Annotated in this window: 8 protein-coding genes; 4 read left to right on the top strand and 4 right to left on the bottom strand. The window is 58.4% G+C overall.

Going from position 1 to position 11839, the window contains the following annotated elements:
* Window positions 1–65: 65 nt before the first annotated feature.
* The 3 genes from gltB to hemE all read left to right on the top strand — a co-directional run bounded on the left by gltB (window position 66) and on the right by hemE (window position 7281).
* Window positions 66–4511, top strand: a complete 4446-nt coding sequence (gene gltB, locus KVG95_RS07700; RefSeq protein WP_217855406.1) for a glutamate synthase large subunit — start codon at window positions 66–68, stop codon at window positions 4509–4511.
* A 33-nt stretch (window positions 4512–4544) separates the two neighbouring features.
* A complete protein-coding gene (locus KVG95_RS07705; protein ID WP_048396075.1) occupies window positions 4545–5963 on the top strand; it encodes an FAD-dependent oxidoreductase in 1419 nt (472 codons plus the stop codon).
* A gap of 250 nt (window positions 5964–6213) precedes the next feature.
* Entirely contained in the window at window positions 6214–7281 is a 1068-nt protein-coding gene (gene hemE / locus KVG95_RS07710) for a uroporphyrinogen decarboxylase (protein ID WP_217855407.1), read from the top strand.
* Between the two features lie 172 nt (window positions 7282–7453).
* On the opposite strand, the gene KVG95_RS07715 is transcribed toward hemE, so the two are convergent.
* Window positions 7454–8695 carry an MFS transporter gene (locus KVG95_RS07715; RefSeq protein WP_437180788.1) on the bottom strand — a complete coding sequence of 414 codons (1242 nt, stop codon included), beginning with the start codon at window positions 8693–8695 and terminating at the stop codon, window positions 7454–7456.
* 152 nt (window positions 8696–8847) lie between these two features.
* Between KVG95_RS07715 and KVG95_RS07720 the strand changes: the two genes are divergently transcribed.
* Window positions 8848–9750 carry a LysR family transcriptional regulator gene (locus KVG95_RS07720; protein ID WP_052965078.1) on the top strand — a complete coding sequence of 301 codons (903 nt, stop codon included), beginning with the start codon at window positions 8848–8850 and terminating at the stop codon, window positions 9748–9750.
* A 139-nt stretch (window positions 9751–9889) separates the two neighbouring features.
* Here KVG95_RS07720 and KVG95_RS07725 read toward each other — a convergent pair whose 3' ends face one another.
* The 3 genes from KVG95_RS07725 to KVG95_RS07735 all read right to left on the bottom strand — a co-directional run bounded on the left by KVG95_RS07725 (window position 9890) and on the right by KVG95_RS07735 (window position 11827).
* Window positions 9890–10330, bottom strand: coding sequence for a hypothetical protein (locus tag KVG95_RS07725; protein ID WP_052965079.1), 441 nt, complete (start codon window positions 10328–10330; stop codon window positions 9890–9892).
* Between the two features lie 102 nt (window positions 10331–10432).
* Complete coding sequence (locus tag KVG95_RS07730) at window positions 10433–10957, bottom strand: DUF4822 domain-containing protein (protein ID WP_217855411.1); 525 nt, start codon at window positions 10955–10957, stop codon at window positions 10433–10435.
* A gap of 423 nt (window positions 10958–11380) precedes the next feature.
* A complete protein-coding gene (locus KVG95_RS07735; protein ID WP_217855412.1) occupies window positions 11381–11827 on the bottom strand; it encodes an excinuclease in 447 nt (148 codons plus the stop codon).
* Window positions 11828–11839 lie beyond the last annotated feature (12 nt).

Below are 11839 nucleotides of genomic sequence, written 5' to 3' on the forward strand. Positions count from 1 at the left end.
ATGGTAACTGGCTGAATTGAAAAGAAATTTGCCTCGATAAGAGGCAGCCTGGTGAGAAAGTGTCTATGAAAGCAGGTCTGTACCAACCAGATGAATTCAAGGATAACTGCGGTTTCGGCCTGATAGCCCATATGCAGGGCGAGCCCAGTCATACCCTTTTGCAAACGGCCATTGAGGCCCTGACCTGCATGACCCACCGCGGTGGGATCAACGCCGACGGCAAGACCGGTGACGGTTGCGGTCTGCTGATTCAAAAGCCGGATGTATTCCTGCGTGCGATTGCCCAGGAAACCTTCGGCGTCAAACTGCCCAAGCAATACGCTGTGGGCATGGTCTTCTTCAACCAGGACCCGGTCAAAGCCGAAGCCGCTCGCGAGAACATGAACCGCGAGATTTTGGCCGAAGGCCTGACCCTGGTTGGCTGGCGCAAAGTGCCGATCGACACCAGCGTCCTCGGCCGCCTAGCCCTCGAGCGCCTGCCGCAGATCGAACAAGTGTTCATCGGTGGTGAAGGCCTGAGTGATCAGGACATGGCGATCAAGCTGTTCAGCGCCCGTCGTCGTTCGTCCGTGGCCAACGCCGCCGACGTCGATCACTACATCTGCAGCTTTTCCCACAAGACCATTATTTATAAAGGCCTGATGATGCCGGCGGATCTGACCGCCTTCTATCCAGACCTGAGCGACCAGCGCCTGCAAACCGCAATCTGCGTGTTCCACCAGCGCTTCTCCACCAACACCTTGCCGAAATGGCCGCTGGCTCAGCCGTTCCGCTTCCTCGCCCACAACGGCGAAATCAACACCATCACCGGCAACCGCAACTGGGCTCAGGCCCGTCGCACCAAGTTCACCAACGATCTGATGGATCTGGAAGAACTCGGCCCGCTGGTGAACCGTGTAGGTTCCGACTCCTCCAGCATGGACAACATGCTCGAGTTGATGGTCACCGGTGGCATCGACCTGTTCCGTGGCGTGCGGATGATCATTCCGCCTGCGTGGCAGAACGTCGAAACCATGGACCCGGATCTGCGCGCGTTCTACGAATACAACTCGATGCACATGGAGCCGTGGGACGGCCCGGCCGGCGTAGTAATGACTGACGGTCGTTACGCGGTGTGCCTGCTCGACCGTAACGGTCTGCGTCCGGCGCGTTGGGTCACCACCAAGAACGGCTTCATTACCCTGGCCTCGGAAATCGGTGTCTGGAACTACCAGCCTGAAGACGTGATCGCCAAGGGCCGTGTCGGTCCGGGCCAGATCTTTGCCGTGGACACTGAAACCGGTCAGATTCTCGACACCGATGCCATTGACAACCGCTTGAAGTCCCGTCATCCGTACAAGCAATGGCTGCGCAAGAATGCCCTGCGCATCCAGGCGACCATGGAAGACAACGACCATGGTTCGGCGTTCTACGACGTCGACCAGCTCAAGCAGTACATGAAGATGTATCAGGTCACGTTCGAAGAGCGCGACCAGGTGCTGCGTCCGCTCGGCGAACAAGGCTACGAAGCCGTTGGCTCGATGGGCGACGATACGCCGATGGCCGTGCTGTCCCAGCGCGTGCGCACGCCGTACGACTATTTCCGTCAGCAGTTCGCGCAGGTGACCAACCCGCCGATCGACCCGCTGCGCGAAGCGATCGTCATGTCGCTGGAAGTCTGCCTCGGCGCCGAACGCAATATCTTCCAGGAGTCGCCGGAACACGCCTCGCGCGTAATCCTCAGCTCGCCGGTCATTTCCCCGGCCAAGTGGCGTTCGCTGATGAACCTCGATCGCCCAGGCTTCGAGCGTCAGATCATTGACCTCAACTACGACGAGAGCGTTGGCCTCGAAGCGGCGGTGCGCAATGTTGCCGATCAGGCTGAAGAAGCCGTTCGCGCCGGTCGCACCCAGATTGTACTGAGTGACCGTCACATCGCCCCGGGCAAGTTGCCGATCCACGCTTCGCTCGCTACCGGCGCAGTGCATCATCGCCTGACCGAAAAAGGCCTGCGTTGCGACTCCAACATTCTGGTCGAGACCGCCACTGCGCGCGATCCGCACCACTTTGCAGTGTTGATCGGTTTCGGCGCTTCTGCCGTTTATCCGTTCCTGGCCTACGAAGTGCTGGGCGACCTGATCCGCACCGGTGAAGTGCTGGGCGACCTCTATGAGGTGTTCAAGAACTACCGTAAAGGCATCACCAAAGGCCTACTGAAGATCCTGTCGAAGATGGGTATCTCCACCATCACCTCTTATCGCGGTGCGCAACTGTTCGAGGCTATCGGCCTGTCCGAAGAAGTCTGCGACCTGAGCTTCCGTGGTGTGCCAAGCCGCATCAAGGGCGCGCGTTTCGTCGACATCGAAGCCGAGCAGAAAGCCCTCGCGGCCGAAGCCTGGAGCCCACGCAAGCCGATCCAGCAAGGCGGCCTGCTGAAGTTCGTCCACGGTGGCGAATATCACGCCTACAACCCGGACGTAGTCAGCACTCTGCAAGCCGCTGTGCAGCAGGGCGACTACAGCAAGTTCAAGGAATACACGGCGCTGGTGGACAACCGTCCGGTGTCGATGATCCGCGACCTGTTCAAGGTCAAGACCCTGGATACGCCGCTGGACATCAGCGAGATCGAACCGCTGGAATCGGTGCTCAAGCGCTTCGACTCCGCGGGCATCTCTTTGGGCGCATTGTCGCCGGAAGCTCACGAAGCCCTGGCCGAAGCCATGAACCGCCTCGGTGCGCGTTCCAACTCCGGCGAAGGCGGCGAAGACCCGGCACGCTACGGCACCATCAAAAGCTCGAAAATCAAGCAGGTCGCCACTGGCCGTTTCGGTGTGACCCCGGAATACCTGGTTAACGCTGAAGTGCTGCAGATCAAAGTCGCTCAGGGCGCCAAGCCCGGCGAAGGTGGTCAGCTGCCGGGCGGCAAGGTCAACGGTCTGATCGCCAAGCTGCGTTACGCAGTGCCGGGTGTGACCCTGATTTCGCCTCCGCCGCACCACGACATCTATTCGATCGAAGACTTGTCGCAGCTGATTTTCGACCTGAAACAAGTCAACCCGAAGGCGCTGGTCTCGGTGAAGCTGGTAGCAGAAGCGGGCGTCGGCACCATCGCTGCCGGTGTGGCCAAGGCTTACGCGGACTTGATCACCATTTCCGGCTACGACGGCGGCACCGGTGCATCGCCACTGACCTCGATCAAATACGCGGGCGCACCGTGGGAACTCGGTTTGGCCGAAACCCATCAGACCCTGCGCGGCAACGACCTGCGCGGCAAGGTCCGTGTGCAGACTGACGGCGGCTTGAAAACCGGCCTCGACGTGATCAAGGCAGCGATCCTTGGCGCTGAAAGCTTCGGCTTCGGCACCGCGCCAATGATCGCCCTGGGCTGCAAATACCTGCGTATTTGCCACCTGAACAACTGCGCCACCGGCGTCGCGACTCAGAACGAGAAGCTGCGCAAGGATCACTACATCGGTACCGTTGACATGGTGGTGAATTTCTTCACCTACGTCGCCGAAGAAACCCGTGAGTGGCTGGCCAAGCTGGGCGTGCGCTCCCTCGAAGAGCTGATCGGTCGCACCGATCTGCTGGAAATCCTCGAAGGCCAGACCGCCAAGCAAAACCACCTGGACCTGACGCCGTTGCTGGGCAGCGATCACATCCCGGCAGACAAGCCTCAGTTCTGCCAGGTCGAGCGCAACCCGCCGTTCGACAAAGGCCTGCTGGCCGAGAAAATGGTCGACTTGGCCACCTCGGCCATCAACGACATGAGCGGCGCCGATTTCGCCCTGGATATCTGCAACTGCGACCGTTCCATCGGCGCGCGGATCTCCGGTGAAATCGCTCGCAAGCACGGCAACCAGGGCATGGCCAACGCGCCGATCACCTTCCGCTTCAAAGGCACGGCCGGCCAGAGCTTTGGTGTGTGGAACGCCGGCGGTCTGAACATGTATCTGGAAGGCGATGCCAACGACTACGTCGGCAAAGGCATGACCGGCGGCAAGCTGGTCATCGTTCCGCCGAAGGGCAGCATCTACAAGACTCAGGACAGCGCCATTATCGGCAACACCTGCCTGTATGGCGCCACCGGGGGCAAGCTGTTCGCCGCCGGTACCGCGGGCGAGCGTTTCGCGGTGCGTAACTCCGGTGCTCACACTGTGGTGGAAGGCACTGGCGATCACTGCTGCGAGTACATGACCGGTGGTTTCGTCTGCGTGTTGGGCAAGACCGGTTACAACTTCGGCTCAGGCATGACCGGCGGTTTCGCCTACGTGCTCGACCAGGACAACACCTTCGTTGACCGGGTCAACCACGAACTGGTGGAAATCCAGCGGATCAGCGGTGAGGCGATGGAAGCCTATCGCAGCCACCTGCAACGCGTGCTGAACGAATACGTCGAGGAAACCGACAGCGAGTGGGGTCGTAACCTCGCTGAAAACCTCGATGACTATCTGCGTCGTTTCTGGCTGGTCAAGCCCAAGGCTGCCAACCTGAAATCGTTGCTTTCCAGCACCCGTGCCAACCCGCAGTGATATGCGCCTGAAGAGTTTGATGAGGTTTTAACAATGGCTGAACGTCTGAATAACGACTTCCAGTTCATCGATGTCGGGCGCAAAGATCCGAAGAAGAAACTGTTGCGTCAACGCAAGAAAGAGTTCGTGGAAATCTACGAACCGTTCAAACCCCAGCAGTCGGCCGACCAGGCCCACCGCTGCCTGGGTTGCGGTAACCCGTATTGCGAATGGAAGTGCCCGGTGCACAACTTCATTCCGAACTGGCTCAAGCTGGTGGCCGAGGGCAACATCCTCCAGGCCGCCGAGCTGTCGCACCAAACCAACACCCTGCCGGAAGTCTGCGGCCGGGTTTGTCCCCAGGATCGTCTGTGCGAGGGTGCCTGCACCCTTAATGACGGTTTCGGTGCGGTGACCATCGGTTCGGTGGAGAAGTACATCACCGACACCGCGTTCGCCATGGGCTGGCGCCCGGACATGTCCAAGGTCAAACCGACCGGTAAGCGTGTCGCGGTAATCGGCGCGGGCCCTGCCGGCCTGGGCTGTGCCGACGTGCTGGTACGTGGTGGCGTGACCCCGGTGGTGTTCGACAAGAACCCGGAAATCGGCGGTCTGCTGACCTTCGGGATCCCCGAGTTCAAGCTGGAAAAGACCGTGCTGAGCAATCGCCGCGAAGTCTTCACCGGCATGGGCATCGAGTTCCGCCTGAACACCGAGATTGGCAAGGACGTGACCATCGAGCAACTGCTCGAAGAATACGATGCCGTGTTCATGGGCATGGGCACCTACACCTACATGAAGGGCGGCTTTGCCGGTGAAGATCTGCCGGGCGTGTATGACGCGCTGGATTTCCTGATCGCCAACGTCAACCGCAACCTGGGCTTTGAAAAGTCGCCGGAAGATTTCGTCGACATGAAAGGCAAGAAGGTCGTGGTGCTGGGTGGTGGCGACACGGCGATGGACTGCAACCGCACTTCGATCCGTCAGGGCGCCAAGTCGGTGACCTGTGCGTATCGTCGTGACGAAGCGAACATGCCGGGCTCGCGCAAAGAGGTGAAGAACGCCAAGGAAGAAGGCGTGAAATTCCTCTACAACCGCCAGCCGATCGCTATCGTGGGTGAAGATCGCGTCGAAGGTGTGAAAGTGGTCGAGACCCGTCTCGGCGAACCGGACGCCCGTGGCCGTCGCAGCCCTGAGCCGATCCCGGGTTCCGAAGAGATCATCCCGGCCGACGCCGTGGTCATCGCGTTCGGTTTCCGTCCAAGCCCGGCGTCGTGGTTCGAGCAGTTCAGCATACAGACCGACAGCCAGGGCCGCGTCGTGGCGCCGGAACAAGGTCAGTACAAGCACCAGACCAGCAACCCGAAAATCTTCGCCGGTGGCGACATGGTGCGCGGTTCCGACCTGGTGGTGACGGCGATCTTCGAAGGCCGCAATGCCGCTGAAGGGATCCTGGATTACCTGGGCGTCTGATCACTTTCCAAAACTGGAATGCGATCAAATGTGGGAGCGGGCTTGCTCGCGAAAGCGGTCTGTCAGTCAACATCTCTGTTGAATATGACGGCCCCTTCGCGAGCAAGCCCGCTCCCACAGTGTTTTTTGGTGTTGCCAAAACCGTGTTCCACCGCGACAAATTGACCCGATAGACAAAAGGAACGGCTCTTACCGTGCCTTTTGCGTCGCGCTCTGAGAAAATGCCCGCACTTTTTTTCCGGATGCCGACATGACTGCCCTGAAGAACGACCGTTTCCTTCGCGCCCTGCTCAAGCAACCCGTAGACGTCACCCCTGTGTGGATGATGCGTCAGGCCGGTCGCTACCTGCCTGAATACCGCGCCAGCCGTGCCAAGGCCGGTGATTTCATGAGCCTGTGCATGAACCCGGCGTTCGCTTGCGAAGTCACGATGCAGCCGCTCGACCGCTATCCACAACTGGACGCGGCGATCCTGTTTTCCGACATCCTGACCATCCCCGATGCCATGGGCCAAGGCCTGTACTTCGAAACCGGTGAAGGTCCGCGCTTCAAAAAAGTCATCAGCACCCTGGCCGACATCGAAGCCCTGCCGATTCCTGATCCGCACAAAGACCTCGGCTACGTCATGGACGCGGTCAGCACCATCCGCCGCGAACTGAACGGCCGCGTGCCGCTGATCGGCTTCTCCGGCAGCCCATGGACCCTGGCCACCTACATGGTCGAAGGCGGTTCGTCGAAAGACTTCCGCAAGACCAAAGCCATGCTCTACGACAACCCGCAAGCCATGCACCTGCTGCTGGACAAGCTCGCACAGTCGGTCACTACGTACCTCAACGGCCAGATCATGGCTGGCGCGCAAGCGGTGCAGATCTTCGACACTTGGGGTGGCAACCTCTCCGCAGCGGCCTACCAGGAATTCTCCCTGGCCTACATGCGCAAAATCGTCAGCGGCCTGATCCGCGAACACGAAGGCCGCAAAGTGCCGGTCATCCTGTTCACCAAGAACGGCGGCCTGTGGCTGGAAAGCATCGCTGACGCTGGCGCGGATGCGCTCGGCCTGGACTGGACTTGCGACATTGGCGAAGCCCGCCAACGCGTCGGCAGCAAAGTCGCCCTGCAAGGCAACATGGACCCAACCGTGCTCTACGCGAAACCTGAAGCCATCCGCACCGAAGTCGGCCGGATCCTCGCCAGCTACGGCAAAGGCAGCGGCCACGTGTTCAACCTCGGTCATGGCATCACGCCGGAAGTCGACCCAGAACATGCTGGTGCGTTCCTGCGTGCGGTACATGAACTGTCGGCGCAGTATCACGAGTAATCGTGGCCCAATAAAAAACGCCCGGCTTATGCCGGGCGTTTTTGTATGAGACATCAGGTAGTACCCGGTCAATGTGGGAGCGGGCTTGCTCGCGAAAGCGGTTAATCATTCAGCATTGATGTCGACTGATCCGCCACCTTCGCGAGCAAGCCCGCTCCCACAAGGTTGTGCGTCAGGCTTTCACATTTTCCAACGGCGGCAACTTCGCCAGCTTCAACGCCACCAACAACGCAATCACCAACAACCCGCCAATAAATAACCCGATCCCGTTCCAGCCACCCCAGTGCCAGGCCACACCGCCCGCCGTACCCGCGATACTCGACCCGGCGTAATAGCTGAACAGGTACAGCGACGACGCCTGTCCTCTGGCCTTGATCGCACGACGGCCGATCCAGCTACTGGCCACCGAATGCGCCCCAAAGAAGCCGAAGGTAAAGATCAGCATGCCGAGAATCACCAGCGGTAACGGCGTGAACATGGTCAGGGCGATGCCCGCGAGCATGACCACAATGGTCGCCCAGAGCACTTTGCGCCGGCCGAGTTGGTCGGCCAGGGCGCCGATTTTCGCCGAGCTGTAGATGCCCGACAGGTACACCACCGAAAGCAGCCCGACGAAGGCCTGGTCCATATGGTACGGCTCGGCCAGCAAGCGATAGCCGATGTAGTTGAACAGCGTGACAAACGCGCCCATCAGCACGAACGCCTCAAGGAACAGCAGTGGTAGACCTGCATCGCGAAAGTGCATGGTGAAGCCGTCCAGCAAGCTGCGCGGATGAAGCGAGCGGGCTCGGAAGTTGCGCGATTCCGGGAGGATTTTCCAGAACACCGCTGCGGCAATCAGCGCCAGGCTGCCGATGACCAGCATCGCCGTGTGCCAGCTGACGAAGTCGATCAATACCCCGACGATCAACCGTCCACACATGCCGCCGATGGCATTGCCACCGATGTATAACCCCATGGCGAGGCCAAGGTGCTGCGGATGGATTTCTTCGCTCAGGTAAGTCATCGCGACCGCCGCCAGACCGCTCAACGACAGCCCCACCAGCGCCCGCATCACCAGCACGCCTTGCCAGCTCGGGATCATCGCGCTGGCCATGGTGAAGAGAGCTGCGGCGAACAGTGCGGCGACCATCACCGGTTTACGCCCGATGCGATCAGAGATGGGGCCGGTGATCAGCAAGCCGATGGCAAGCATGCCGGTGGCGACCGACAGGATCAGGCTGCTCTGGGCTGCGTTGATGGAAAACTCATGTGACAGCAGCGGCATCATCGGCTGCACGCAATACAGCAGGGCAAAGGTCGCGAAACCGCCCGAGAACAGCGCCAGCACCGTGCGCATAAACATCGGTGTGCCTTTCTCGATGTAGATCTCGCTTAGCTCAGTGACGACGTCGTCCAGCGGAGTGGGCGGAATTTCATGGGCGAGTGGAGCGACAGCAGTTTTCACTTCGGACCTCGGAGGGGCGCAGCCGGTCAGGCAATGAAAAAATCATATAGCTGGCTAATGATTCAATCCAATATATTGTTCGACCTGTTTGATAGGTTTTACGACCTAATGGAGTTTTCATGGAATTGCGCCACCTGCGCTACTTCATCGCCGTCGCCGAAGAACTGCATTTCGGCCGCGCCGCCCAGGTGCTGGGCATCTCGCAACCGCCGCTGAGCCAGCAGATTCAGGCGCTGGAACAGGAGGTCGGCGCCCGGTTATTCGAACGGACCAATCGTCGGGTCGAACTCAGTGAGGCCGGTCGGCTGTTTCTGGAAGAGGCGCGGTTGGTGCTGGCTCAGGTCGACAAAGCAGCGGATGTTGCGCGGCGGGCACAACTCGGAGAGTTGGGTGAACTGAAGATCGGCTTCACCTCGTCGGCCCCGTTCAACTCGACCATTCCTCAGGCGATTTTCTCGTTTCGCCAGAGTTTCCCGGCGGTGCACCTGAACCTGCGGGAAATGAGCAGCACCCAAGTGGCCGATGCATTGGTGGATGAGTCGATTGAAGTCGGCATCATGCGGCCGCTGGGCTTGCCGGACTCACTCAGCGTGGTGGAACTGATGCGCGAGCCACTGGTGGCGGTGCTTAGCTCCAAGCATCCGTTGGTGAGCGGCAGCGAAGACGGTTTATTCCTCTCGGCGCTGGCCCTCGAACCCTTCGTATTTTTCCCACGTAGCTATGGCAGTGGTTTGTACGCACAGCTGCTCAGCCTGGCGCGGGATGTCGGGTTCAGCCCGCACTTCGCGCAAGAGGCTGGCGAGGCGATGACGATTATCGGGTTGGTGGCGGCAGGTCTGGGAGTGTCGGTATTGCCGGCGTCGTATCAGCGGATGCGTATTGATGGCGTGGTCTACCGCCCGTTGCTCGATCCGGAAGCGGTGTCGGCGGTGTGGCTGGTACAGCGCAAGGATCAGAAGTCGCCGATGGCCAAGGCGTTTGTGGAATTGCTGACGCGTAAGGTTGAACCTTTGAAGCCGTAACTACGGGTGACCCCAGTGAGGTCACCCGTTTTTTTACCAGGCACTACACCGAAACCTGCACCTGCAATCGTCGCCCGATGACATCCATCAGATCGCAACCATCGCGCAATGAATTCGCTAACACTCGCGCCAACTAGCATCACTGGGCAGTTTGCGTTTGCTGCGCCTTGTTTTGTTCCGCCTGTGCTATAGCTTTGAAATCATAGGTCGGATAGAACTCGGTTTTGTAACTTCCCCACGCTGTATTTTCAAGTGCAAGGTTTACTTCGGCAAGACGGGAGGCCGGGAAGCGCACTGTGACGACTTGTCCGATACCCATCATTATGTTCCAACTGACAACCTCTACTCCCGCAGGTGGAAATGCCTTATAGAATCCTTGTTTGGCAAGTTGAGCCTTTAATTCGCCCAATGGCCGTGATTGATCGTGCTTTAAAAATACGGTCAGCATGACCGCATTATCTGGCGTGGCAACGGCATTTTTTGCAGGGGAATTTGTTGTGGACTGCGCATTGACAGCGCCGCAGAAGGCCGAGGTTATCAAAAGCGTAGATGCAAGGAGTGTTTTGAGTGATTTCTGCATGTTGAAATTCCATGTTTTATTAGGCGGCAAGATTGATTTCAAGCGGTAACGCTACTCCAGCGGAACTACCTGAGTCATTTAGTGTGCTATGGGCGACTGGTTTCAGTTTGTGATATTAGTATCTGGCTTAATGGTGGACTTTGTTTCCACTGTTCCAGTGTAGGGGGCATGAACTACATAGATACGCACCAGAGGGTTATTGGCTATCATGTCGCGAGGCACTTCGCGAGAATAGGTGAATTCATTTGGATTCAACTTTTCCAATCGCCTGACTACGGTTTTGGTTGGCCCGACATCGGGCACTAAAATGTGGCTTTTTTGATCGCCAGTGACAAAGAAGTAACCTCCACCTCCATTGTCGTACTTTGAATTTCCCGTATCGGTGTAAAAGAATTCATAGCGATTGCGTTCGGGATCCCACGTCGATATTCCGACCACGCCAGGATAATTCGCTTTTACGTCCGTTTGTGGTGCGCCCTCTATATAGACCTTGGTTGTCAGCCATTGAGGAGAAGATGCCAGAGCCCGAGTATCGGCAGTGGCGGGGGCTTGTTGCGCAAAACTACCCAGCGGACAGAACAATGCCGCAAGAAGTAGGCATGTAGAAGTAATGTTGTTCTTTTGCATGCGGATAACTCCTTATCTGCTTTTGTTGGTTGCTCGCTATTGATTATCCAGATTCAATGCGTGAAAAGTATAGGCTGGGAGTGAGGGGGGCAATAGCGGGGTAATGAATTGTAATAGTTCGGCGTTTTTTCGAAGTAATACTTCGTCGCGCTTGTTTTAGATGTGCTGGTTGTTTGGGTTTGCCTATATATTGAAATCACAAGGCTGGCTGTAGGAACTTTCCGAAGTGATACACTCCGTTTTCCTATGTTTCATGTATGTGCCGAGGACTCAGATGTGGCGAGAAGTTGCTGGCGCGTAAAGCGTTTAAAAGATCGCAGCCTTCGGCAGCGCCTACACCGATCTATGTAGGAGCTGCCGAAGGCTGCGATCTTTTGATCCTCGGTAATACCTGAGTGTGTCGCGGCTAGTCTGCGTCAGGCGTTACTGAACCTTCGCCAAATCCCCTTTCAACGCAACGCCCGCCATGAGCGCCCCAGCGTGGCACTCATAGTTCTTGGCATCCTTGCGCTCGTTGCTCTTGTAGAAACTGACGATGTTGGTCACGGCGTTGGCGCCGGCGTTCTTCGCTGCTTGGTGCAGGCTGATGATTGCCGATTGCGCGACCCACTCGCAGGCCACTTCGTCAGACTTGTTGAAGGCGTTGGTTTTCTTGTTGGTCACGGCACCCGTACTGAGGACGGTGACGTTGCCAGTCGGGGTATTGCCCGCCAGGTAGAATTTCACGCTGCCATCGATTTTGCCGGCGCGGGTTGCTTCGGCGACTGCTTTGTCAAAAGGCAGATACACCGCGGTGTCACGGGCCTGGCTGATGCCCGGCAACGCACAGATCAGCAGGGTGGCGGCGGCAGCGAGTTTCTTGAAGTGCATGGAGGTCTCCTT

The sequence above is a fragment of the Pseudomonas farris genome, from assembly GCF_019145235.1.
Classification (GTDB): domain Bacteria; phylum Pseudomonadota; class Gammaproteobacteria; order Pseudomonadales; family Pseudomonadaceae; genus Aquipseudomonas; species Aquipseudomonas farris.